At 67.8% G+C, this 22,494-nt stretch carries 22 protein-coding genes; 12 read left to right on the plus strand and 10 right to left on the minus strand.

All coding sequences use genetic code 11. The features are described from left to right. Positions 1 to 103: 103 nt before the first annotated feature. Complete coding sequence (gene msrB / locus E6J58_16935; GenBank protein ID TMB35138.1) at positions 104 to 562, minus strand: peptide-methionine (R)-S-oxide reductase MsrB; 459 nt, start codon at positions 560 to 562, stop codon at positions 104 to 106. 226 nt (positions 563 to 788) lie between these two features. Next, positions 789 to 1,121 (minus strand): hypothetical protein, encoded by a 333-nt coding sequence (locus E6J58_16940; protein ID TMB35139.1) that lies wholly within the window; start codon positions 1,119 to 1,121, stop codon positions 789 to 791. A 531-nt stretch (positions 1,122 to 1,652) separates the two neighbouring features. On the opposite strand from E6J58_16940, the gene E6J58_16945 reads away from it, so the two are divergent. Continuing rightward, positions 1,653 to 2,456, plus strand: coding sequence for a hypothetical protein (locus tag E6J58_16945; GenBank protein ID TMB35140.1), 804 nt, complete (start codon positions 1,653 to 1,655; stop codon positions 2,454 to 2,456). Positions 2,457 to 2,525: 69 nt separating this feature from the next. On the opposite strand, the gene E6J58_16950 is transcribed toward E6J58_16945, so the two are convergent. Both E6J58_16950 and E6J58_16955 read right to left on the minus strand, forming a co-directional pair. After that, positions 2,526 to 3,506 carry an NADPH:quinone oxidoreductase family protein gene (locus E6J58_16950; GenBank protein ID TMB35141.1) on the minus strand — a complete coding sequence of 327 codons (981 nt, stop codon included), beginning with the start codon at positions 3,504 to 3,506 and terminating at the stop codon, positions 2,526 to 2,528. 3 nt (positions 3,507 to 3,509) lie between these two features. Beyond that, complete coding sequence (locus tag E6J58_16955; GenBank protein ID TMB35142.1) at positions 3,510 to 5,171, minus strand: long-chain fatty acid--CoA ligase; 1,662 nt, start codon at positions 5,169 to 5,171, stop codon at positions 3,510 to 3,512. Positions 5,172 to 5,267: 96 nt separating this feature from the next. On the opposite strand from E6J58_16955, the gene E6J58_16960 reads away from it, so the two are divergent. Genes E6J58_16960 through E6J58_16970 form a run of 3 tightly spaced genes read left to right on the plus strand, consistent with a single transcriptional unit; the run spans position 5,268 to position 8,487 of the window. Beyond that, a complete protein-coding gene (locus E6J58_16960; GenBank protein ID TMB35143.1) occupies positions 5,268 to 6,977 on the plus strand; it encodes a long-chain fatty acid--CoA ligase in 1,710 nt (569 codons plus the stop codon). Further along, complete coding sequence (locus tag E6J58_16965) at positions 6,978 to 7,751, plus strand: ABC transporter ATP-binding protein (GenBank protein ID TMB35144.1); 774 nt, start codon at positions 6,978 to 6,980, stop codon at positions 7,749 to 7,751. After that, complete coding sequence (locus E6J58_16970) at positions 7,738 to 8,487, plus strand: ABC transporter ATP-binding protein (GenBank protein ID TMB35145.1); 750 nt, start codon at positions 7,738 to 7,740, stop codon at positions 8,485 to 8,487. Before E6J58_16965 ends, E6J58_16970 begins: the two co-directional genes overlap by 14 nt. A gap of 9 nt (positions 8,488 to 8,496) precedes the next feature. Here E6J58_16970 and E6J58_16975 read toward each other — a convergent pair whose 3' ends face one another. The 3 genes from E6J58_16975 to E6J58_16985 are packed head-to-tail and all read right to left on the minus strand — an operon-like array spanning position 8,497 to position 11,652. Then, positions 8,497 to 9,552, minus strand: coding sequence for a branched-chain amino acid ABC transporter permease (locus tag E6J58_16975; GenBank protein ID TMB35170.1), 1,056 nt, complete (start codon positions 9,550 to 9,552; stop codon positions 8,497 to 8,499). Beyond that, positions 9,549 to 10,418, minus strand: a complete 870-nt coding sequence (locus E6J58_16980) for a branched-chain amino acid ABC transporter permease (protein TMB35146.1) — start codon at positions 10,416 to 10,418, stop codon at positions 9,549 to 9,551. The genes E6J58_16975 and E6J58_16980 overlap by 4 nt, the downstream gene beginning before the upstream one ends. 7 nt (positions 10,419 to 10,425) lie before the next feature. Beyond that, a complete protein-coding gene (locus E6J58_16985; protein TMB35147.1) occupies positions 10,426 to 11,652 on the minus strand; it encodes an ABC transporter substrate-binding protein in 1,227 nt (408 codons plus the stop codon). A gap of 128 nt (positions 11,653 to 11,780) precedes the next feature. Between E6J58_16985 and E6J58_16990 the strand changes: the two genes are divergently transcribed. The 3 genes from E6J58_16990 to E6J58_17000 all read left to right on the plus strand — a co-directional run bounded on the left by E6J58_16990 (position 11,781) and on the right by E6J58_17000 (position 15,025). Then, positions 11,781 to 13,892 (plus strand): molybdopterin oxidoreductase family protein, encoded by a 2,112-nt coding sequence (locus E6J58_16990; GenBank protein ID TMB35148.1) that lies wholly within the window; start codon positions 11,781 to 11,783, stop codon positions 13,890 to 13,892. A gap of 380 nt (positions 13,893 to 14,272) precedes the next feature. Beyond that, positions 14,273 to 14,536: a hypothetical protein gene (locus E6J58_16995; protein TMB35149.1), complete on the plus strand. Its 264-nt coding sequence runs from the start codon at positions 14,273 to 14,275 to the stop codon at positions 14,534 to 14,536. Positions 14,537 to 14,629: 93 nt separating this feature from the next. Next, complete coding sequence (locus E6J58_17000; GenBank protein ID TMB35150.1) at positions 14,630 to 15,025, plus strand: hypothetical protein; 396 nt, start codon at positions 14,630 to 14,632, stop codon at positions 15,023 to 15,025. Here E6J58_17000 and ftrA read toward each other — a convergent pair. Next, on the minus strand, positions 14,932 to 15,927 hold the full coding sequence (gene ftrA, locus E6J58_17005; GenBank protein ID TMB35151.1) for a transcriptional regulator FtrA: 996 nt from the start codon (positions 15,925 to 15,927) through the stop codon (positions 14,932 to 14,934). The genes E6J58_17000 and ftrA overlap by 94 nt on opposite strands. Before the next feature lie 85 nt (positions 15,928 to 16,012). Here ftrA and E6J58_17010 point away from each other — a divergent pair, with 85 nt between their 5' ends. After that, the gene (locus E6J58_17010; protein ID TMB35152.1) at positions 16,013 to 16,429 is read left to right on the plus strand and encodes a rhodanese-like domain-containing protein; all 417 of its coding nucleotides are present in this window, start codon (positions 16,013 to 16,015) and stop codon (positions 16,427 to 16,429) included. Between the two features lie 8 nt (positions 16,430 to 16,437). Here E6J58_17010 and E6J58_17015 read toward each other — a convergent pair whose 3' ends face one another. Continuing rightward, entirely contained in the window at positions 16,438 to 17,526 is a 1,089-nt protein-coding gene (locus tag E6J58_17015) for a WYL domain-containing protein (protein TMB35153.1), read from the minus strand. A gap of 208 nt (positions 17,527 to 17,734) precedes the next feature. Beyond that, entirely contained in the window at positions 17,735 to 18,226 is a 492-nt protein-coding gene (locus E6J58_17020) for a DUF4442 domain-containing protein (protein ID TMB35154.1), read from the minus strand. A gap of 46 nt (positions 18,227 to 18,272) precedes the next feature. Here E6J58_17020 and E6J58_17025 point away from each other — a divergent pair, with 46 nt between their 5' ends. The 4 genes from E6J58_17025 (at position 18,273) to E6J58_17040 (ending at position 22,490) form a co-directional block, all read left to right on the plus strand. Next, positions 18,273 to 19,061 carry an RMD1 family protein gene (locus tag E6J58_17025; protein TMB35155.1) on the plus strand — a complete coding sequence of 263 codons (789 nt, stop codon included), beginning with the start codon at positions 18,273 to 18,275 and terminating at the stop codon, positions 19,059 to 19,061. 77 nt (positions 19,062 to 19,138) lie between these two features. Continuing rightward, positions 19,139 to 19,510, plus strand: a complete 372-nt coding sequence (locus E6J58_17030; GenBank protein ID TMB35156.1) for a cupin domain-containing protein — start codon at positions 19,139 to 19,141, stop codon at positions 19,508 to 19,510. 8 nt (positions 19,511 to 19,518) lie between these two features. Beyond that, complete coding sequence (locus E6J58_17035; protein TMB35157.1) at positions 19,519 to 20,286, plus strand: SDR family oxidoreductase; 768 nt, start codon at positions 19,519 to 19,521, stop codon at positions 20,284 to 20,286. 11 nt (positions 20,287 to 20,297) lie between these two features. After that, entirely contained in the window at positions 20,298 to 22,490 is a 2,193-nt protein-coding gene (locus tag E6J58_17040; protein TMB35158.1) for a M3 family metallopeptidase, read from the plus strand. Positions 22,491 to 22,494 lie beyond the last annotated feature (4 nt).

The raw sequence follows: 22,494 nt of genomic DNA on the forward strand, positions 1-22,494 counted from the left end.
CCGATCATGAGGTTCTTCCCGTTTCCGCGTCGCGCGGGAGCGATGCTCGCTGCCGCGATCGCGAGCACGACGCCGGCCAGCGCGGCCACCCACAGTCCGAGGTTCACTTCGCCCCCGCCTTCTCGAACAGTGGCAGGTACTTGCCGTACCCCTCCGCATCCAGCCTCTCCACCGGAACGAAGCGAAGCGAGGCGGAGTTCATGCAATAGCGCAGGCCCGTCGGCGCAGGGCCATCTTCGAAGACGTGCCCGAGGTGGGAATCCGCGAGCCGCGAACGGACTTCGGTGCGGCGCATGAAGAGCACGTGGTCGGTCCTGGTGGTGATGTTCTCCGGCTCGAGCGGTCTGGTGAAGCTGGGCCAGCCCGTTCCCGAATCGAACTTGTCCAGCGAGCTGAAGAGCGGCTCGCCGGAGACGAGATCCACGTAGATTCCTGCTTCGTGCTTGTCCCAATAGGGGTTGCGGAAGGGCGCCTCCGTACCCTCGTGCTGGGTCACCCGGTACTGCTCGGGCGTCAGCCGCTTTTTCAACTCTGTGTCGGAAGGCTTGTGGAAAGCGTCCATGGTGGTCTTCCCGGAGGTTGCGGGCTCCGCCCGCGCCAATGAGATAGCAGCGAGCAGGCAGCAGACTCCTGCGCCAAGACTGATTCTAATGGTCATGTCCCGGTTACGCCCGGAGCGGCGAGGTGGTTTCGACAGAGCTGCGTCGCCTGACGTTTGCCAATCGCGACCAGGACAGCACCGATGGTGCCGCGCTGCAGTGCTCAGGGTCGCAGATCGACGTCGGCGATTATTTCGTCTCGGGCGGCGTGAGCCGTGGGATGCGCTTCTCCTGGATCGAGTAATCGATGAGCCTGGCGAGGCGTCTCTGGCGCGTCTCGGGTTTCTTCGCGCTGCTGACCCAACAGAGCGTGATTTGGCGGTAGCCGGGCGGCTGCGCCTGAAAGAACTTCCACGCTTTCGCTTTGGTGCGGAAGCGTTTGTCGTCGGCAGGGTCGAGTTGCGCGTGCTTGCGCTGCTCGTAGGAGTAGATGACGGAGCGGTCGTCGGAGCGCGCTGCGAAGGCTTTGAGGCCGGCGGGCGACATGCGTTTGCGGTCCGGTGCAGTGGCGCTCGTGAGCATCTCGTCGCTTGCGGCTCTTCCGCATCGGTGCACTTGACACTACTGCGTGGATTCCGCTGAGATTCACACTCCATTCATTTTCATCCATTCAGCGAAAGACACTACATGGCATTTCGACGGCCCGCTTCTCCGACGTGTCCTGCTCTGATTGCAGCATTGCTCCTTGCTGCTTGCTCGGGCACCGGCACGACCAGTTCAGGACCCGCAGGCCCGGCCGGGCCCACCGGTCCCGCAGGCGCCACTGGGCCCCAAGGACCTGCGGGACCTCAAGGAGCGGCCGGCCCTGAGGGACCCGCCGGCCGTCCCGGTCCCACCGGGGCCACGGGACCTGCTGGCCCCGCAGGCACGGACGGCCGCGCCGGCCAGGACGGCAGCCTGCGCATCTACGGGGATGGGTCAGCCGGGGCGCACACCATTGACTCGGCGGCCGAGTCCGATTGGGTCTACAGCCCTCTCCCGGCGGTCGCGCTCAATCTTCAATTCACCGATTTCACGGTGGCTGCCGGAGCGGGCCTTTACATCCCGAGCGGCGTGACGATCCGGTGCACTGGAACGTTCACCAACCGCGGCGTGATCGTCGTCGACAGTGGAAACGCTGCCTGGGGAATCTCGGTTGGACCCGGCTCGCTACCGATCGTGGCCGCGCGCATCGGTCCGCCCGCGATTGGAGTCGCTTCCATGCTGCCGGCAGTGGGCGACGTGGGGGACGACTCGATCCTGCGGCTGGGCGGCATGTACGGCAAGGGATTGCTCGAGTTGCAGGCCCGCACCGTCCTGCACCCCGGCCTCCAAGGTGGCGGCTCTGGCGCTGGCTTTGTCAACGGCGGCGGCGGGTCCTTCACCGTCCTGGCGATGGGCGGCATCGTCAACGTGGCGGGAGCATCCATCTTGGCTGCTGGCAGCAAGGGCGCCAACATCAATGATGTCGGTGGAGGAGCCGGAGGAGGCGGTGGCGGCGTGGTGATCCTGGCATCGAAGACCAGCGTCATCAACGCGGGCACCATCGATGTATCGGGGGGCGACGGCGCCCCGAGCAATTTTGCTTCTGGGTTCGGCGGAGGTGGCGGAGGTGGCATTGCACATCTGCTCGCCCCGGCGATCACCACGGCCGGTGGCTCGATCATCGTCAGGGGCGGTGCCCCCGGAACGAACGCCGTGCCCGTCTCCGCGCCGCTCCGCTCCGGCGGTAACGGAGGGGGCGGCTCGGGAGGAAACGGCGGTGCGGGAGGGGAAGTACCCCCTGGAGCGCCTGTCTTCTCGCGAAGCCCGTTTGGCAGTTCCGGCCAGCCAGGCTACGCGCTACAGTCGGTGCTCGACCCGACCTCGCTTTTCTAGGAGCGGATCTGGTCCGGGCCTCTGCGCTCGATTCGGCGTGCATCGTCGAGGTCTTGCGACGTCTGCGGATCAGGCGCCGGGGACCACCACTACCTTCCCCTTCACCTTGCGCTGCAGTAGCCGCACCATCGCCCCGGGCGCTTCTTCGAGAGAGACGCGTTCGCTGATTGCGGGCTTGATCCTGCCCTGAGCGAACCACGCCGCCAGCTGCTCGACGTTGCGGCGTTGCCCTTCTGGATCGTGCTGCGTCCAGTCACCCCAGTACACGCCCACCAGCGATCGTTCCTTGAGTAGCGCCAGGTTCAGCTTGACCTGCGGGATGACGCCGGAGGCGAACCCGATGACCAGCAGCCGCCCGCGCCACGCCGTCGCGCGCAGCGCCGCTTCGGTGTGCGCGCCGCCCACCGGATCGTAGACCACGTCGGCGCCCTTCCCTCGCGTCAGGTCGAGGATGCGCTGGCGGAGGTCGGATTTCTCGTAGTCGATGCCGTCGTCGGCGCCGAGTTCCTTGCAGAACGCGAGCTTCTCCTCGCTGGACGCGGCCGCGATGACCTTCGCTCCCATCGCCTTGCCCACCTCGATGGCCGAGGTGCCCACCCCGCCCGCCGCCCCCAGGACCACCAGCGTCTCGCCGGGCTGGAGATGGCCGCAGTCCTTGAGCGCGTGCAGCGACGTGCAGTAGGTGAGCACGAATGCCGATCCGGTCTCGAAGTCCATCCCCGCCGGCAGCGGAGAGAGCCGGTCGGCAGCAACAACGCATTCCTGCGCGAATCCACCGCGGCCCGGTGAAGCGACGACGCGGTCGCCGCTCTTCACGCCGCGGACGCCGGCTCCGACGTCCTTCACGATCCCTGCCAGCTCCATCCCGGGTGAGAAGGGCAACGGCGGCTTCACCTGGTAGAGGCCCTGCACCAGCAGCGCGTCAGGGAAGTTTAGGGAACTCGCCTTCACCTCGACGACCACCTCGGTCGGACCAGGCCGGGGCGAAGGGACTTCTTCCACCTTCAGCCGCTCGATGGGTCCATATTCGCGGCAGAGAAGAGCTTTCACGGCTCACTTTCCTTTCAGGAGCGCCGTCTGCTCGCGCAGGACGCGCTTGAGCACCTTGCCAGTAGCGGTCTTGGGCAATGCATCGATGAAGCGGACCTGCCGCGGCGCCTTGTACACGGACATGTTCGTCCGGCACCAATCGACAATCTGGTCCTCGCTGACGTTGCCCTTGGCGTCGGGCTTCAGCACCACGAACGCCAGCGGATCCTCGCCGCGGTAGGGATCGGCGACGCCGACGACGGCCACCTCGGCGACGGCCGGGTGACGGTACATGATCGCCTCCACTTCCGCGGGAAAGACGCTGAAGCCGGATACCTTCAGCATGTCCTTCTTGCGCTCCTCGATGGAGAAGTAGCCCTCCTCGTCGACGCGGCCAATATCGCCGGTGAGAAACCAACCGTCGTGGAATGCCCGGCGAGTCGCTTCGGGGTTCCGCCAATAGCCTTTCATTACCTGGGGGCCACGCACGGCGATCTCCCCGGACTTGCCGATTTCCAGCTCCGTCCCAGGATCGTTCACGTCCACCACCCGCACCTCCGTCAGCGGCAGCGGGACGCCGACCGTGCCGTACTTGGGCCGGTGCGGCGGGTTGATGTGCGTCGGGGCAGTCGTTTCCGACAGCCCGTAACCCTCGATCAGCTTGTGTCCGGTGATCTCCTCCCAACGCCGCGCGATCGCGGGCGGCACCGGCGCTCCGCCCGAGTAGCATTGACGGAGCGAGGAGAGATCGAACTCTTTCGTCTTCGGGAAATTCACCACCGCCACGTTCACGGTGGTGATGAAGGTGGTCCGTGTGCAGCGATACGTCTCGATGGCCCGGAGCACGGTGACGAGATCGAAGCGGCCGATGGCCACGAGCGTCGCGCCCATGTACGCCATCATGTTCATCTGGCATTCCATCCCGGTGATGTGGAACCAGGGCAGGACGCCGAGCCCCACGTCGTCGTCGCCCGAGCCGATGTAGACGTGCTGCAGCTCACAATTCGAAACCAGGTTGCCGTGCGTGATCTCCGCTGCCTTGGCGGTGCCGGTCGTGCCGGAGGTGTACTGCAGCAAAGCGGTGTCGGAGAGCGACCGCGGGACCTGCGTCTTCAGCTCGGGAGCGGAGTGCAGGACGTCCAGCAGCGGCTCGGTGCCGGGCCGCGGCCCGCCGTTGCTCTCCAGGAACGGGGGCGGCGGCGGTAGCGTCGGGGTCTCGGGCAGGAAGTCGCGGTACTCGGTCAGCACCACGGTGTCGAGCTTCGTCTGCGTCCGGATCGGCTCGACCACCAAGTACGCTTCATTCGTGGTGACGAGGACACGCGCCCCGGAGTCATCGAATTCGTGGAGCAGCTCGACCGCCTTGTGCATCGGATTCAGGCACACCGCGACGCCGCCGGCGCGCAGCGTGCCGTAGTAGGCGATGGCGAACTGCGGCGAGTTCTCCAGGAAGATGGCGACGCGGTCGCCGGGTGAAAGCCCGCGAGCCTGCAGGAAGCCCGCGAAGCGGCCCACCGCCGAGTCGAGCTCGGCGAAGCTGACGGCGCGCCCGTAAAAGTGGATCGCCGGACGATCGGGCACGCGCTTCGCCTGGCGCGCGAGGATGGCCGTCAACGGCTCTTCGGGCAGGCGGATCGACGCCTCGTGCACGGTCGCCGGCCAGTGCTTCTTCCAGATGGGCTCCACGGTTTCCTCCCGCGGCAGACGGGCGCGTCTCCATTACACCGGCCGGCGCCGCGCCGACAGGGTGACGGACGCAAGCTTTTCTGGTTTCCTCCCGCCATGGACCCCCTGCAGCTCTACCTCTCGAGGCCGTGGGTGAAGTTCTACCAGCCCGGAGTACCGTCGTCCGTCGAGTTCCAGGCGCGCCCGGTGTTCCAGCTCTTCGACGAGGCGGCAGCCCGGTGGCCGGGACGCGATGCGCTGGTTTTCTACGGCCGCGGCATCACCTATCGCGAGCTCAGCGATGCCATCGACAGGCTCTCCTGCGCTCTGGCGGAGCTCGGTGTCCGAAAGGGCCACCGGGTCGCCATCTATCTCGTCAACAGCCCGCAGTTCGTGATCGCGTACTTCGCCGCCCTCAAGTGCGGCGCCGCCGTCACCAGCATCAGCCCGCTCTATACGAGCCACGAGGTCCGCTACCAGCTCGAGGACAGCGGCGCGCGCGTGGTGGTCTGCCAGGACCTGCTCTACGAGAAGGTGGCAAAGTGCGGCGCGCCGCTCGACGCGGTCGTGGTCACCAGCGTGGGCGAGTTCCTTCCGCCGCTGAAGCGGCTGCTCGGCAAGACCGCGCTCGCGCGGCTGTTCCCCGAGGTCAATCTCGGCGCACCCCGGATCCGGCCCGCGGCAAACCTGCACTGGCTCCAGGATCTGCTGAAGAAGTACCCGCCGCGTCCGCCACAAGTCAGCATCGACGCGAACGCCGACCTCGCCGCCCTGCCGTACACAGGCGGCACCACCGGCCATCCGAAGGGCGTCATGCTCACCCACGCCAACATGGTCGCGGCGCAGGCGCTGGCGAAAGCGACGTTCCCGGCGTTTGTCTCAGGCAAGGAAGTGGTGGTCGCGTTCCTGCCCTTCTTCCACATCTACGGGCAGATCGTGATCATGCTCAACGGCCTCGCCCAGGGACACTTGCTCGTCCTCTTCACCTGTCCGGACACCGAGGCGATCCTCTCCGCCATGGAGCGTTACCAGGCCACGGTGTTCTTCGGCGTGCCCACGCTCTTCGAGTACCTCAAGGACCACAAGGACACCGACAAGGTGAACTGGAGGCGGCTCAAGCTGGTCCTCTCCGGCGCCGACACCCTGCACGAGACCACCACCAAGGGGTGGGCGCGGCGCACCGGCTCCAGCATCACCGAGGGGTATGGGCTCTCCGAGACCTGCGCCATGAGCCACGTCAATCCCGTGCAGCGCCCCAAGGCCGGCTCGTTCGGCTGCCCCGTACCGGACGTGCTGGCGGCGGTGATCGAGCCGGAATCGCTCGCCTTCGTCCCGCCCGGCGAGATCGGTGAGCTCGTGCTGTCGGGACCGAGCGTGATGGCGGGCTACTGGCGGCGCCCGGAGGAGACCGCGCGCGCATTCCTCGAGCGGGATGGCCGGCGCTGGCTGAGGACCGGCGACATCGTCCGCATGGACGACGAGGGCTATTTCCACTTCTACGACCGCTCGAAGGACCTGATCAAATGCAAGGGGTACTCGGTCTTCGCCAAGGACGTGGAGGAGGTCCTTTACGCGCATCCCCACGTGAAAGCGGCCGGAGTGATCGGAGTTCCCGATCCGGCTTTCGGACACCGGATCAAGGCCATCGTGGTGCTGCAGGCCGACGCGCGCGGAAAGGTCGACGAGGACGAGATCAAGGCGTACTGCCGCGAGCGTCTCGCCGAATACAAGGTGCCTCAGACGATCGAGTTCCGCGGCGAGCTGCCGCGCACCGACGTGGGGAAGGTCTCGCGCCGCGAGCTGCGCGACGACGGCCCGGCGGCCTGAATGGCGGAGCCGTTCTTCCGCGTAGAGCGCCTCACCCGTCGCTTCGGCGGGCTGCTCGCCGTCAACGACGTCGGCTTCGAGCTGCGCCGGGACCAGATCGTGGGGCTCATCGGCCCGAACGGCGCCGGCAAGACCACTCTCCTGAGGCTCATCACGCGCGTCCTGCGCGCGGACAGCGGAAAAGTGATCTTCAACGGCGAGGACATCAGCTCGCTGCGCGTGTGGGACGTCGTGAACCGCGGTATCGCTTGCACCTTCCAGAACACGAGGCCGTTCCGCCACCTGCCCATCGTCGCCAACGTGATGGTCCCCCTGCTCGCGCCGAGGGCGCATGCCCGTGGCGACTGGGTGCGGAAGATCGATGCGAAGGCGATGGACGCCCTGGAGTTCGTCGGAATCGCCGACCAGGCGCTCGAGCCGGCCTCGGCGCTCTCGCAGGGCGACCTGAAGCGGCTGGAGGTGGCGCGCGCCATCGCCACCGAACCGGAGCTGCTGCTGCTCGACGAGCCTCTCGGCGGCCTCAATCCCGCGGAATCGGAGCTGCTCGCGCGCTCGATCAAACGGCTGCACAAAGGCGGCCGCTTCGGACGGTTGCATTCAGAAGGGCCCGCCGTGGTGATGATCGAGCACAAGCTGAAAGAGCTGATGTCCATCGCCGACCGGGTGATCGTGATGGACCACGGCGAGGTGCTGGCCGACGCCGCGCCGGCGGAGATCGTGAAGAACCCGAAGGTGGTGGAAGCGTACCTGGGGTCCGCGCATGCCGCTCCTTGAGGTGAAAGACCTCGCCGTCCGCTACGACAAGGCGGTGATCCTCAACGGGGTGTCGCTGCGCGTGGACGAGGGCGAGCTCGTGGGCCTCGTCGGACCGAACGGCGCCGGCAAGTCCACGCTGCTGCGCGCCATCTCCGGGCTGGTCCGCTTCGAGGAGCGGATGAAGCGCGGCGCAGACGGCGACATCGTTCTCGAGGGAGAGGTGCGGCTCGCGGGAGAGCGCATCGAGGGCCTGCCGGCGCATGAGATCCGCAAGCGCGGCCTGGTCCACTGCCCCGAGCGGCGGCGGCCGTTCCGCGAGCTGACGGTGGAGGAGAACCTGCTCGCAGGCGCGTACCTGTCGCAAAGCCCGGCGGGGACGCGGCGCAGCCTCGATCGAGCGTATGCGCTGTTTCCCAGGCTCGCGGAGCGCAAGAGGCAGCTGGCGGGGAAGCTCTCGGGCGGCGAGCAGCAGATGCTCGCGACGGCGCGCGCTCTGATGTACGAGGCGAAGCTGCTGGCGATCGACGAGCCATCGCTCGGCCTCGCGCCCCGCGTCCGCGAGGAACTGTTCGCCGCCATCGGGAAGATCCACGCGGAGGGCACCCCGGTCCTGCTCGTGGAGCAGGAGGTGGCGCAGGTCTTCCGCATGGCGAAGCGCAACTACGTGCTCTCGCAGGGGCGCATCATCGCCGAGGGCACCGCGGCGGAGATGATGGCGAACGAGACGCTGCGCGCCGGCTACCTGGGGCTCTGAGCGGGGGCCCTACGCCGTGTGAAGGGAAGCCGTGCAGACGCGGCAGACGTCGCGCCAGGCGGGGTTCTGCTGCTTGCAGCGCGGGCACTTCGTCTCGATCCGGTCGCGGATCCAGGGGGTGAGCCCCCGCGGCATGAAGAGCAACACCAGGAGCACCACCACGGCGAAGATGAGCAGCCGCAGCTCGCCGAAGGCGCTGAAGCTGCCCAGCCACTCGGTCAGCGGGTAGAGCACGAACACCGCGGTGACCGGGCCGTAGATGGTGGCGAGCCCTCCGAACACCCCCCAGATCACCACCTGGAAGGAGAGCGCGGTTTCGAGCGTCGAGGGGCCGGCGCCGCGCATGAAATGGGCGTAGAGCGCGCCGGTGATTCCGGCCGCGGCCGCCGAGATGCCGAACACGGCGAGCTTGTACTGCGTCGTGTCGATCCCGGAGGCTCGCGCCGCCAGCTCGTCGTCGCGGATGGCGTGCAGGATCAGCCCCATCCTGGAGTCGGCCAAGGCCCAGATGCCGAACACGACCCCAAGCATGGCAACGGCGGCGACGTAGTAGTTGCCGACGCGCGAAGTGGCGAGCGGCTGCAGGCCCGTGATCCCCAGCTCGCCGCCCGAGAAGTCAGGAAAGGCGAAGAGCACCCCGATGAGGATGAGTGGAAACGCGAGGGTCGCGAGCGACAGGTACGAGCCGCGCAACCGCAGGCAGAGATAGCCCACGCAAAGTCCGATCGCGGTAGCGATGAGCGCTCCGGTGCCGACAGCGACGACGGGCGAGAAGCCAAGGCGCAGCGAGAGCAACGCGCTCGAGTAGGCTCCCGCGCCGAAGAAGAGCGCGTGGCCGAAGTTGACCTGCCCGGCATATCCCGCCAGGAGATCCCAGCTGGCGGCGAAGGCGGCGAAGATGCAGGTCATCGCAGCCACCCGCAGCACGTACGGATCCGGGAGCACGAGCGGGAGCACGACGACCGCAACCACCCAGATCGCGGCGAGCGTGCGCGAGGGCAACACCAGGACCTCGCCGCGCAGCTGCGCCCAGGCGCGGCGGACGAGGAAGGTCGGCGCCGTCAGCGCTCCTCCTCGAAGGCCACGCCGAAGAGCCCTTCGGGACGGACGAGGAGGACGATGACCATGATCGACAGCGCCACCGCGCCCTTGAGGAAGGCCCCCTGCGGCAGGACGAAGACCGTGATGGCTTCGACGTAACCAATCACCAGGGCGCCGATGACGCTGCCGTGGATGCTGCCGAGGCCGCCGAGCACGACGATGGAGAGCACGGTGACGAGCGGCGCGAGCCACATGAACGGGTCGACCACGAACACCGGCGCCACCGACACTCCCGCCACCGCGGCCAGCGCAACCGAGATGGCGACGGTCGCCATGGCGACACGGTTGACGTCCATGCCCATGAGATTCGCGACCTCGAGGTCGTTGGCGGTGGCACGGATGGCGAGCCCGAGGCGTGTGCGATAGAGCAGGAACCAGATTGAGGCGAGCATCGCGCCGGCGACGATCAGGATCAGCAGCCGCTGCCAGGGGATGGCGATGCCGGCCACGTTCACGATGCCCCCGATCGCCGAGGGAATTCCCAGATAGTTGCCCCCGAAGAGGCGCAGCATCGTCTCCTGGAAGATGAGCGCCAGCGCGATGGTGGAGATGAGCACCGCCGCCTCGTGCTGGCGGATTGGCTCGATCACCAGCCGATAGCAGACGAGCGAGAGCAGCGTGACCGAGACGACCGCTGCGACGCCCGAGAGGAGCATACCCAGCCCGAAGCCCACCAGCAGCGCGTAGAGGCAGTACGCCGCCAGCATGTAGAAGGCGGTGTGGGCGATGTTGACGATGCGCGCCACGCCGAACACGAGCGAGAAGCCGATGGCCAGGAGCGCGTAGGCGCTGCCGTTCACCAGGCCGGTGACGAGGATGTCCTGGAACATCCGCCGGTCAGCTCTCGCCCGGGAGCCCGAACTTCTTCATCCCCTTCACTTCGGGCGGCCAGAAGGGGACCTTCTTCCCGTTCTGCCATTGCACGGCGATGCCCGTGTACTTGCCGAGGCCCCAGACCGGATCGTGCGACTTGTCGAATTCAAGGAAGGCGCCGGTGCCGACAGTCTGCGTCTGCTCGAGGATCGGGACGAGCTTGTCGGCGTTGGTGGTGCCCGCTTTCTCGATGGCGGTCTTGAGCAGGTCGATGGCGTCGTAGGTGCCGGCGTTGTAGGTGGGCGACTTGTGGAAGCGCTCCTTGAACGCCTTGACGAAGGGGATCATCTTCGGCGTCATCTCCACCTCTGCGTAGGTGTCGAGCGTCGCCACGAAGTTGCCCTTGCCGGCGGTGGCGTCCCAGAAGCCGTCCTTCTGCGCCTCGACGTTGATGCCGAACGCCACCGCGCGCATCTTGCGCTCGCCCATCTGCCGGCCCACCACGATCCCGACCGGCCCGGAGAGTGCGGTGAACACCATGTCGGCGCCGGCCCGATCGATGGCCGCCAGCTCGGCGGTCACGTCGGTGGCGACCGGCGACGGCTGCCAGAGGCCCACCACCTCCATTTTCATCTTGGGAAGGTTGGCTTGCGCCGCCTTCACGATCGCCTCGGTCCAAATCACTTTCTCGGCGAGGATGGCGACCTTGGGCGTCTCCTTCTTCAGATCCGCGCGGATCTGCCCGGCGATCGTGCCGAGGACCGCGAAGAGCGTCTTGCCCAGACCCGGGGAGTTGAGTGGCGCGACGCGGAACCAGTACTTGTACCGGTCGTAGTTCTTCTCCACGTTGGCGCCCAGCTTGGCGTCGGCGGCACCGCAACCGAGGAAGATCTTCTTGTTGTCCATCGCCACTTCCTGCATCGCGAGCACCGCCTCGGAGCGGAACCCGCCGATGACGAAGTCGGCCTTCTCGCGGGTGATCGCGCGCTCCATGGCGTTGGTGGCGTCGGAGACGGACTGGATCTCGTTGGTGTCCACGCGCACCAGCTCGACCTTCAACTTCTTGCCGCCGACGGCGATGCCGCCCTGTTTGTTGACTTCGTCGCGAGCCATCTCGGCGCCCGCCCACGCGTTCTCTCCCTGGGCGAAGGCCATCGGTCCGACGATGGCGATCTTGATGTTGTCCTGCGCGAGAGCGGCGGGCGCGATGGCGAGAACGGCGGCCGCGGCGACGATGAGCGGGCGAGGCATGGGACCCCCGAAGGTAGGAAGAAACCGAGGCGGCGAAGGGATATTCTGACAGCGCTCCGGCGCACAGTCGAGCCCCTGCGGCCGTCCGTTCCGCACATCGGAACGCTGCCGTGCTAGAAGGCCCGCTGATGGCGAAGCGGCTCCACACCTGCATGCTCTGCGAGGCGGTCTGCGGGCTCGCGGTGGAGATGGAAGGTGCCTCGATCCAGAGCGTGCGCGGCGACCCGGACGACCCCTTCAGCCGCGGGCACATCTGCCCCAAAGCGGCCGCGATCGTCGATGTCCAGGACGATCCCGATCGCATTCGCGAGCCGCAGCGGCGCGAAGGCACACGCTGGCAACCGGTCTCGTGGGAAGCGGCTCTCGACGAGGCCGGCGATCGCCTCGCGCAGGTGCAGCGCAAGCACGGCCGCAACGCCGTCGGCGTGTACATCGGGAACCCGAGCGTCCATTCCTACGCCGCGTTACTGGGAATTCCGCTCTTTTCGCGCGCCCTGGGATCGCGGGCCCGCTTCTCGGCGACCTCCGTCGACCAGCTGCCGCAGATGCTGGCCGCGCTGGAGATGTTCGGGCACCAGCTGATGCTGCCCGTCCCCGACGTCGATCGGACCGGCTTCTTCCTCATGCTGGGCGCGAATCCGCTCGCCTCCAACGGAAGCTTGATGACCGCCGGCGGGATCTCGCGCCGGCTCGATGAGCTGCGCCGGCGAGGAGGCCGGCTGGTGGTCGTCGATCCCCGGCGCACGGAAACGGCCGCCATCGCCGACCAGCACTTGCCCATCCGTCCGGGGACCGATGCGCTCCTGCTTCTCGCGATGATCCAGGTCATCTTCGAGGAGAAACGCGATCGCCCGCTGCCTTCCGCCGACGGCCTGCAGCAGTTGCGCGAAGCCGTAGCCGGTTTTCCCCCGGAACGAGTGGCGGAGCGCACGGGCATCCCGGCCCCAGTCATTCGCGACCTGGCGCGCGCCTTTGCTTCCGCGCCGGCCGCCGTGGCCTATGGCCGCGTCGGGACCAGCACGCAGGAGTTCGGGGCGCTCGCCTCCTGGCTGGTGATCGCGCTGAACGCGGTGACCGGCAATCTGGACCGCGAAGGCGGCTTCATGTTCACCACGCCGGCAGCCGACGTCGTCGGTCTCTCTGCGCGGATAGGCGATCGCGGGCACTTCGGCTTGTGGAGGAGTCGCGTGCGCGGGCTACCCGAGTTCGGCGGCGAATTGCCCGCAGCGACGATGGCCGAGGAGATGGAGACGGAGGGCGAGGGCCGCATCCGGGCGCTCGTCACCTTCGCCGGCAACCCCGTGTTGTCGACTCCCAACGGCGCACGGCTGGATCGCGCGTTGTCGGGGCTCGAGTTCATGGTCTCGATCGACGTGTATCGAAACGAGACCACCCGGCATGCGAACCTCATCCTCCCTACCAGCTTCGGATTCGAGCGCGACCACTTCGATCTCATCTTCTATGCGCTCGCCGTCCGGAACGCAGCGCGCTACGTCAAGGCCCTGGTGGCGCCTCCCCCCGGCGTTCGCGGCGACTTCGAGGTGCTGCTCGATCTGGCCCTGAGCATCCGCCGGCACGGCGGAGGCCGCCCGGGCCGCGCGCGCGGTGCGGTGCTGCGGGCCATGCGCCTGCTCGGGGAGCGCAGGGTGCTCGACCTGCTGCTTCGCTTCGGCCCGCACAAGCTGTCGCTCCGCAAGCTCGAAGCCAGCCCCCACGGCATCGATCTCGGGCCGCTGCAGCCGCAGCTTTCCGCGCGGCTGGGGGCGAACGGGAAGCGGTTGCAGCTCGCGCCCGCCATCTTCCTGCGCGATCTGGCGCGGCTCGAAGCGAGCCTCAGGCGAGGCTCGAACGGCCTGGTCCTGATCGGCCGCCGTGCGCTGCGCAGCAACAACTCCTGGATGCACAACAGCCTGCGCCTTGTGAAAGGGCCGCCGGGCTGCCTGCTGCTCATCCATCCGGAGGATGCGGCGGCGCGCGGGTTGAAAGCTGGGGACCGCGCGCGGATCTCGTCGCGTGCCGGCAGCGTGGAAGTCGCGGTCAGCGTCACCGCGGACGTCTCGCCCGGCGTGGTGAGCCTGCCCCATGGGTGGGGACACTCCCGCGCAGGTACCGCGCTCTCCATCGCCGGCCAGCATGCCGGTGCAAGCCTGAACGATCTGACCGACGAGCAATCGGTGGACGGGCTCTGCGGCAACGCTGCTTTCAGCGGCATTCCCGTCGACGTGCATTCGGCCGGATGAGCACCGGCGCCCACTGCCGGATCTTCCGGCAGGGGCGTCGGGGTTGTCGTCATGTAGAGGTGCTGGTCGTTCCGCGTCACCCGCACCGACGAACCCGAGCAGCTGCGCTTCGTCATCGGCCGGGCCGCCTGAATGGTTCGGCACGGCGCCTGCAGCGCTCGCCATCATGGGCAAGCAGGACAAAGGGATCGTACGGCAGGCCGCCGAGCACGTCTTCGACCTCTTCCGGACGGCGAGCGCCGGCAATGCGCTGCTGTTCCACTGCTTCAAGCGCAGCCGGCACGTCGTCGCCGCCTGCAAGGAGATCGCGAAGGAGTCGCGGCTGGACGACGGCGACACCCGCATCGTCCTCCTCGCAGCCTGGTTCCACGACGCCGCATATGGTCGTGGCCGACGGCGATCGGAAGAAGAGCGTCGAGCTGGCGCGCGCCTTCCTCACCGACCGCAGCCAGCCGCAGGAACTGATCGACTCCGTCGCCGCTTGCATCGAGTTGGCCCAGGCGCCCGCGCAGGACCAGCCCCTGCACGAGGTCCTGCACGATGCGCTGCTCTCGCCGGTGGCGGACAAGGACTTCATCCGCCAGGCGGACCTCTTCCGGCTGGAGCAGGAGCGCAGGACGGGGAAGCGGTTCACCGACGTGTAATGGACCCAGCAGTGCATCGGGTTCGTCGAGCACCACCGCTACCGGACCCGCCGCGCGCAGATCGAGTACGACCAGCGCCGCGAGGGGAATCTGATGAAGCTGTACAAGCTCCTCCGCAAGCAGCAGGAGGAGGCGGCGGCGCAGAAGGCCGACGAAGCGAAGGTCGCCAAGGGCGCCGGCAAGACGGTGGAGAGCGTCTTCTACTTCCTCACCAAGATGACCGTGCAGCTGATGGTGCTCGCAGACCGCCGCACCTCGACGATGATCCACGTGAACGCAATCATGATCTCCGCCGTGGTCGCGCTGCTCCTGCGGAAGATCGAGGACCAGCGCTACCTGCTGGCGCCCACGCTGGTCCTGCTGGCCGTCAACCTGATCGTGATCTTCATCGCTATCTATTCGATGCGCCCGGCGATGAAGGGCTGCGGCGCTCCCCTGAACGTCCGCCGGTATTGCGTCGGGGTGGTCCGCACGCGCGCGCGAAATTGATGGCGCAGGTTGGCGGCGGTGCCCATCCCGGTGCGGTCCGCGATCGCCTCCACCGGCAGCAGCGTCGTCTCCAGCAACCGCTGCGCCGCGATCACGCGCTGGCCGATCAGCCAACGCGCCGGCGAGGTGCCGGTCTGCGCATGGAAGCGCCGGCAGAAGGTGCGCTCGCTCATTCCCGCGCGGCGCGCCAGGCGGCGCACGGAGATGGCTTCGCGGAGGTTCTGCAGCGCCCAGTCGAGCGCCGGCGCCAGCGGCGAGCCCGTCTCGGTCGGCGCGATCGGCTCGGGGACGAACTGCGCCTGACCGCCTTCGCGGTGCGGAGCGATCACCAGCCGCCGCGCCACCTCGTTGGCGATGGCCGCGCCGTAGTCCTTGCGCACGAGGTGCATGCACAGGTCGAGACCGGCGGCGCTCCCGGCAGAGGTCAAGAGCCGGCCTTCGTCGACGTAGAGCACGTCCGGCACGAGCTTCACGCGCGGAAACCGCTCGGCGAATGTCCGCGCGTAGCGCCAGTGGGTCGTCGCACGCAGCCCGTCCAAAAGCCCGGTGGCGGCGAGGACGAAGGCACCCGAGCAGATCGAGACCAGCCGTGCCCCGCGCCGGTACGCGCGCCGCAGCGCGGCCAGCACCGATGCGGGAATCGGCTCGTCGAGGTTGCGCCGCCACCCCGGGACGACCACTGTCCCTGCGCCCTCGATCGCGCGCAGCCCGCGCTGAACCTGAAGCGTCACGCCGCCCTCGGCGCGCAACGCTCCGCGCTCGGCGGCGCAGACCTGGAAATCGTACCAGGGCACACCCAGCTCGGGCCGGCGCAGGGCGAAGACCTCGACGGCGATGGCGAACTCGAAGGTGCAGAGCCCGTCGTAGGCGAGAACGGCGACGGATCGGTTCCGGGGCGGCATTGGCAGAGTATTGCCGAACCATGGCAGAACTGCCAGCGGCGCGCTCGTGCGGGGGACGGCAACTCGGCGGCTACGGGAGGTCCACATGCCGACGCTGCCTTCGCGGTCTCCGGTCACCGAAATCCCGGCGCTGAGCTCCGCCGACGCCCTGCGCCACTTCAGCCGTCTTCTCGAGCTCGAAACGGACTGCTGGGACGTCCACGCCTCGCTCGAGAGCGGCGGTTTCGTGCTGCTCGACGTCCGCAGCGCCGAGCTCTTCCGGCGCGGCCACGCCCGGGGGGCGGTCAGTCTGCCGCACGCGCGCATCACTGCGCGCGCTCTCGAGCAGTACCCGCCCGAGACGCTGTTCGTCGTCTACTGCTCGGGTCCTCACTGCAACGGCGCGGACCGGGCGGCGATCCGGCTCGCGACGCTGGGGCGGCCGGTGAAGAAGATGATCGGCGGCATGACTGGGTGGATCGGCGAGGGCTTCCCCCTCGCGGAGGGACCCGGCGGGGAGTGACGGCACCTTCAGGCGCGGTGGGCCTTGGCCATCTGGCCGGCGATCCGCGCGACGCGCTCGCGGAGCGCAGCGGGCCCGACGACGCGGACGTCGGCACCGAAAGCGAGGACCCAGGCGACCACCTCGGGGCAGAGACGCACGCGCATACGGACGTGGATCCGGCCGCCGCGCATGAACGCTTCCTGCGAGCGGTGCCAGCGGTGGCTGCGCACGAACGTGGCCCACCGGCGGGCCAGGCTGACCTCGACGACGCGCACGGGGTACTTCTCGTCCACGAAGATGCCGAAGCTGTCGGCGAACACGCGCTCCGGATCGTAGCGATCCTTGTCCGGGTACTGGAACGTCCCGCCCACCGACTCGGCGGCGTCGATCCGCGAGAACCGGTAGGGGTGCGGCTCGCGGCCGCGCGGCCGGCCAATCACGTAAAGCTGGTGATCGTAGACCGCGAGCGAGAGCGGCTCGATGCGCAGCGATTGCCGCCTGCCGTCGAACGCGCGGTACCGGATCTGCAGGCCATGGCGCCGCTGCAGCGCATCGACGACCTCCTCGAGCAGCTCCTCCTTTTCCGGCAGCGATTTCTCGCCGCCGCGGACGAGGAACACGAACTGCCGCCGGTAGTCCTGGAACCGCTCCGGGTGGATCGCCTCGCGGCTCACGTACTGGACCAGGTCCCGCATGCCCTTCTCGTAGCTGGTTCCTTCGAACAGCCGGGAGAGGCTCGCGCCGACGCAGGCGGCGATCATCGTCGCGATCGGAGTGCGCTCGCCGCCGCCGGCCACCCTGGAGCGATCCACGCGAACGTGAATCCGCCCCCGCCTCTTCTCGCGCACCAGCGGAAGGTGCCGGCCGATCGCCTCGAGCTGCCGATCGATCGCGGCGACGCGCACGCCGAGCAGCGCGGTCAGGTCGGAGCGCGTGAGGTCGCGTCCCGCGAGCAGCGCGGCGACGAGCTTCGCGGTCCGTTCGATGGAGGTGAGCCGTCCGAGCTCCGAGATCGCCATGATCCGCAAAGGATCCTCCGATCCGCAAAGGATCTCAAGGCGCGGATCGGGCTTCCTTTGCATTGCCGCGCAGAGCCCGCGCGACAACCATTCCATCGCGGGCTCACGCAGCCCGCGTTTCGATCGAAAGGATGCCCGCCATGCAGACGCTTTCCTTCTGGGTTCGTCCGGCCGTCTTTGCCGTCCTCTGGGTCCTGGCTGCCGCGCTCACCGTCGCTGAGGTCGCGACGATCGGTCCCTCCCTGCAATCGGCAGGCGGGATGCCACCTCCGCGGGTGGCGACCATCCCGTGACCTTCCCAACGCTACGCCGCCGCGCGCGTGCGATCGTTTCGCCGCAGACTGAGAACTTTTCGCACGCGCGCCACGGGCTCGCCCTGCGCGTCCGTGACGGTGACCTCGAACGACGGGTTGATCTTCCCCTTCTCGTCGATCTCCGCCCGAAGCTCGTCCGCTCGCGCCCGCGAGACCTCGAATCGCGCCTTCACCGTTCCACGGCCGGGCTTGAGGAAGTCGATGGACGCGCTCTTGTCCCAGATCGAGTACGCATCGCCGAGCTGCATCATCAGCATCAGCATGAAGAACGGGTCGCACATCGAGTACAGCGACCCGCCGAACTGCGTCCCGACGAAGTTCCGGTTCCAGGCAGAGAGCTTCATCTCCACCTCGACGACCGTCAGGTCGGGAGCGACATGCGTCACGGAGACGCCGGCGCCGAGATACGGTGGGTAGAAACGCATCAGCTTGAGGAACCGGTCGTTGCCGAGGCGGGCCGCGATCCGTTGCAGGAGGGTCATGTTCGAAACGATGCCGGAGAGCCCGCGCAAAGGGTAGATCTACGCGATGACGGTTCCACGGACGCACCAATTCGCGGCAGTCGCCTTCGAGGAGAATCTCTCGCTGCGCGAGCTTGCCGCTTCCTATCCCGAGGCCAGGCTGGGCCTGCGCGACATGCGGCTTGCGGCGGGAGACGGTGGAGGCATCTTCATCTATCCCTTCGGCGCAGTCGTCTTCCACGACGTGACGCCAGAACGGCGCGAGGCCGAGCTGGCCCGCCTGTATCGCGCGCGGCCGGGTCTGACCACCCAGGTCGTCCGGGAAAGCTTCACGGTGCGGGAAGAGCCGGGGAGCCGCGTGGACATCGCAGCCGGCAGCCTCGTCGTCGATCAGTTCGGGGAGGACCGCGCCGCGGTGGTGGCGCTGATCGTCGCGCAAAGTGCTGCCCTCGAATACTACGAGCGGATCGTTGCAGGGCTCTTCACGCGGACGGTCGAGCTGGTGGATCCGCTGGAGAAGCGCGGCTCGGTCTCCGCGCAGATTCGCAGGCTCCACCGCTTCATCGGAGAGGCGATCGCTACGCGGAACGAGGTGTTCACGGTCCTTGCCCTGCTCGACAAGCCCGACGCGACCTGGGACGATCCGGCGATGGACCGGATCTACGACGAGCTCCGCGCCGAGTTCGATCTGGTCGATCGCTACACCACGATGGAGCAGAAGCTCGACGGTGTGCAGGAGGCGCTGGAGCTCGTGCTCGACGTCGCCCGCGACCGGCGCATGTGGCTCCTGGAAGTGACGATTGTCCTTTTGATCCTGTTCGAGCTCTTGCTCGAAGTGTTCCGACGGCTCCACTGACCGTCAGTGGAGCGCCCGCGATTGACCGCGGCGGCCGACGCTCCTATGGTCCCGCGCTCCAAGACGGGGAGCGCCACATGGAGCGGAAAGCCATGCTGCACCGGTGGGAATCGATGCCGACGGAGCAGCTGAGCGAGCGCATCGGCCGCCGGATGATCACGGGCGATCGGATGATGCTCGCGCACATCTACCTGAAGAAGGGCGCCGTGGTGCCGCGCCACCAGCACGAGAACGAGCAGATCACCTACGTCCTGGAAGGGGCCCTGCGCTTTCACCTCGGCGAGAACGGCGAGCAGCAGGTCGACGTCCGATCGGGCGAAGTGCTCACCATTCCCTCGAACCTGCCTCATACGGCGGAAGCGCTCGAGGACACCGTCGACGTGGACATCTTCGATCCGCCGCGCCAGGACTGGCTGAGCGGGAATGACGCGTACCTGCGCGGCAGGTAAGACGCGCCATGGATCTCGGCATCCGCGCAAAAGTCGCGCTCGTCACGGGCGCGAGCTCGGGGATCGGCGAAGCGGTAGCGCTCGGCCTCGCTCGCGAAGGCGTCCGGCTCGCCGTTGCCGCCCGGCGGCGCGAGCGGCTGGAGGACGTTGCCCGGCGCGCGACGGCCGCCGGAGCGCAGGAGGCGCGGGCGTTCACCGTCGATCTGACGGATGCCGTCTCGCTGCAGAGACTGACCGCATCGGTCGAGCGGGAGATGGGCCCCGCGGAACTGCTGATCGTCAACGGAGGCGGACCGAAACCGGGAACGTTCACGCAGACGGCGCCGGCCGATTGGGACGCCGCCTACGCTTTGACGCTGCAGAGCGCGCTGCGGCTGGTCCATGCCGTCCTGCCGGGCATGCGCGCCCGAAAGTGGGGACGCATCGTCGCGCTCGAGTCGGTCGTCGTGAAACAGCCGTTCGCAGGCATGGTCTTGTCCAACGCCTTGCGCGCGTCGGTGACCGCGGCCTTGAAGACGCTGTCTTCGGAAGTCGCGTCCGAGGGGATCACGGTCAACACCATCGCCACCGGACTGGTGGAGACCGACCGGCTTCGGTCGCTTTACGACACGCCGTCAAAGATGGCCGCCGCCGCAGCCGGCATCCCCATGAAACGTGCAGCTTCTCCCGCGGAATACGCCCCGCTGGTGGTGTTCCTCTGCGGCGAGCCCGCGGGCTACGTGACGGGTCAGACGATCTCGATCGATGGCGGCCTGACCGCCGGGATCTTCGGATGAGGAGAGGACAGATGATCGATCTTCGCAGAAGCGCCGTGATCGTGGGATTGGTGGCGCTCGCCGCGGCTTGCGCGACGCAGCCGCCGGCACCGGACAAGGCGATGGCCAAGGCGCCCGACGCGAACAATCCGCTGCTCGTGCCCTGGTCGGGCCCGTACGGCGGGATCCCGCCCTTCGGGAAATTCAAGGTCGAGGACATCGCACCGGCGCTGGAAGCCGCGATGGCCGAGAACCTGGAGGAGATCGATCGCATCGCCCAGAGCCCGGACGCCCCGACGTTCGAGAACACCATCGTGGCGATGGAGAGGACCGGCCTGACTCTCGATCGGGTCAGCACCATCTACGGCATCTACACCTCGACGATGAACGACGCGAAGGTCCAGGCCATCGAGACCGAGATGGCACCGAAGCTCGCCGCCTTCAACGACAAGATCTTCCAGAACGGCCGGCTCTTCGCGCGCATCGCCGCGGTGTACGAGGCGCGCGATCGGCTCGGCCTCAATCCGGAGCAGCAGCGGCTGCTCTGGCTCGACTACACGACGTTCTCTCGCGCCGGCGCGAAGCTCGACGATCCCGCCAAGAAGCGTCTTTCCGATCTGAACCAGCAGCTCGCCTCGCTCTACACGAAGTTCAGCCAGAACCTCCTCGCCGAGGAGAGCACCCAGATGGTCGTGCTCGAGCAGGAATCGGATCTCGCCGGGTTGCCCCTGGCGCTGCGCGAGGCCGCCGCTTCCGCGGCCGCCAGTCGCGGCCAGGCGGGAAAGTGGGCCGTCGTCAACACGCGTTCGAGCGTCGATCCGTTCTTGACCCTGTCGACCCGCCGCGACCTGCGCGAGAAGGTGTGGCGGATGTTCATCATGCGCGGCGACAACGGCGGCGCGCGCGACAACAACGCTGCCATCGCGGAGATCCTCAAGCTCCGCGCACAGCGGGCCAAGCTTCTCGGCTATCCGACACACGCGCACTGGCGGCTCGAGGATTCGATGGCCAAGACGCCGGAGCGCGCGGTCGGGCTGATGGAAGCGGTGTGGAAGCCGGCGGTGGCGCGCGTGCACGAGGAAGTCGCCGACATGCAAGCCATCGCCGACCGCGAGAGAGCGGGCATCCGCATCTCTCCCTGGGACTACCGCTTCTATGCGGAGAAGGTCCGCAAGGCGAAGTACGATCTCGACGAGAACGACGTGAAGCCTTACCTGCAGTTGGAGAAGCTGCGGGAGGGCATGTTCTGGGTCGCGGGGGAGCTCTTCGGCCTGCGCTTTGCGCCGCTGGCGGACGGCTCGGTCCCCATCTACCACCCGGACGTCCGCGTCTTTCGGGTCACGGACGCGGCGGGAAAGCACGTTGGCCTCTGGTACTTCGACCCGTACGCTCGCCCCGGAAAGCGATCCGGCGCGTGGATGAACGAGTACCGGCGCCAGTGGCACCTCGACCACGACGTGCCGGTGATCGTTTCCAACAACGCCAACTTCGTGAAGGGCAAACCCGGCGAGCCCATCCTCATCAGCTGGGACGACGCGCGGACGCTCTTCCACGAGTTCGGGCACGCGCTGCACGGGCTGAACTCCAACGTCACGTATCCGGCCCTCTCCGGCACGTCAGTGCCGCGCGACTACGTCGAGTTCCCTTCCCAGCTCCTCGAGCGCTGGCTCTATACGCGCCCGGTCCTCGATCGCTTCGCCCTGCACTTCCGGACCGGAGCACCGGTTCCCGCCGAGACGGTCCAGAAGATCGAGCGCGCCCAGAGGTTCAACCAGGGGTTCATCACCGTGGAGTATCTCGCCAGCGCGGTGGTCGACATGAAGCTGCATCTTGCCGGCGAGGTCCCGATCGATCCGCGGCAGTTCGAGCGCGATACGCTCGCGCAGCTCGGAATGCCTTCGGAGATCGTGATGCGACATCGGACCGCGCAATTCGGCCACGCCTTCGCCGGAGACGGGTATTCGGCCGGGTACTACAGCTATCTCTGGTCGGACACGCTCTCGGCCGACGCGTGGGAGGCGTTCCTCGAGGGCGCCGGCCCGTATGACAAGGCGGTGGCGAAGCGGCTCCACGATCACGTCTTCAGCGCGGGCAACACCGTCGACCCGGCGGTCGCGTACCGGGCATTCCGCGGTCGCGATCCGGACATCGGCGCATTGATGCGCAAGCGTGGGTTCCCCGTGCCCGGATCCAACGTCGCCGCCGAACGGACCGTCCGGCCATAGCCGA

This window comes from Deltaproteobacteria bacterium (genome assembly GCA_005879535.1).
Taxonomy (GTDB): Bacteria; Myxococcota; Myxococcia; order Myxococcales; family 40CM-4-68-19; genus 40CM-4-68-19.

Bases quoted from the DNA above. Each gene is read 5' to 3' on its own strand.
- msrB (TMB35138.1), bottom strand. From the start codon at position 562: ATGGACGCTTTCCACAAGCCTTCCGACACAGAGTTGAAAAAGCGGCTG.
- E6J58_16940 (TMB35139.1), bottom strand. From the start codon at position 1,121: ATGCTCACGAGCGCCACTGCACCGGACCGCAAACGCATGTCGCCCGCC.
- E6J58_16960 (TMB35143.1), top strand. From the start codon at position 5,268: ATGGACCCCCTGCAGCTCTACCTCTCGAGGCCGTGGGTGAAGTTCTAC.
- E6J58_16965 (TMB35144.1), top strand. From the start codon at position 6,978: ATGGCGGAGCCGTTCTTCCGCGTAGAGCGCCTCACCCGTCGCTTCGGC.
- E6J58_16970 (TMB35145.1), top strand. From the start codon at position 7,738: ATGCCGCTCCTTGAGGTGAAAGACCTCGCCGTCCGCTACGACAAGGCG.
- E6J58_16980 (TMB35146.1), bottom strand. From the start codon at position 10,418: ATGTTCCAGGACATCCTCGTCACCGGCCTGGTGAACGGCAGCGCCTAC.
- E6J58_16985 (TMB35147.1), bottom strand. From the start codon at position 11,652: ATGCCTCGCCCGCTCATCGTCGCCGCGGCCGCCGTTCTCGCCATCGCG.
- E6J58_16990 (TMB35148.1), top strand. From the start codon at position 11,781: ATGGCGAAGCGGCTCCACACCTGCATGCTCTGCGAGGCGGTCTGCGGG.
- E6J58_16995 (TMB35149.1), top strand. From the start codon at position 14,273: ATGGTCGTGGCCGACGGCGATCGGAAGAAGAGCGTCGAGCTGGCGCGC.
- E6J58_17000 (TMB35150.1), top strand. From the start codon at position 14,630: ATGAAGCTGTACAAGCTCCTCCGCAAGCAGCAGGAGGAGGCGGCGGCG.
- ftrA (TMB35151.1), bottom strand. From the start codon at position 15,927: ATGCCGCCCCGGAACCGATCCGTCGCCGTTCTCGCCTACGACGGGCTC.
- E6J58_17010 (TMB35152.1), top strand. From the start codon at position 16,013: ATGCCGACGCTGCCTTCGCGGTCTCCGGTCACCGAAATCCCGGCGCTG.
- E6J58_17015 (TMB35153.1), bottom strand. From the start codon at position 17,526: ATGGAATGGTTGTCGCGCGGGCTCTGCGCGGCAATGCAAAGGAAGCCC.
- E6J58_17020 (TMB35154.1), bottom strand. From the start codon at position 18,226: ATGACCCTCCTGCAACGGATCGCGGCCCGCCTCGGCAACGACCGGTTC.
- E6J58_17025 (TMB35155.1), top strand. From the start codon at position 18,273: ATGACGGTTCCACGGACGCACCAATTCGCGGCAGTCGCCTTCGAGGAG.
- E6J58_17030 (TMB35156.1), top strand. From the start codon at position 19,139: ATGGAGCGGAAAGCCATGCTGCACCGGTGGGAATCGATGCCGACGGAG.
- E6J58_17035 (TMB35157.1), top strand. From the start codon at position 19,519: ATGGATCTCGGCATCCGCGCAAAAGTCGCGCTCGTCACGGGCGCGAGC.
- E6J58_17040 (TMB35158.1), top strand. From the start codon at position 20,298: ATGATCGATCTTCGCAGAAGCGCCGTGATCGTGGGATTGGTGGCGCTC.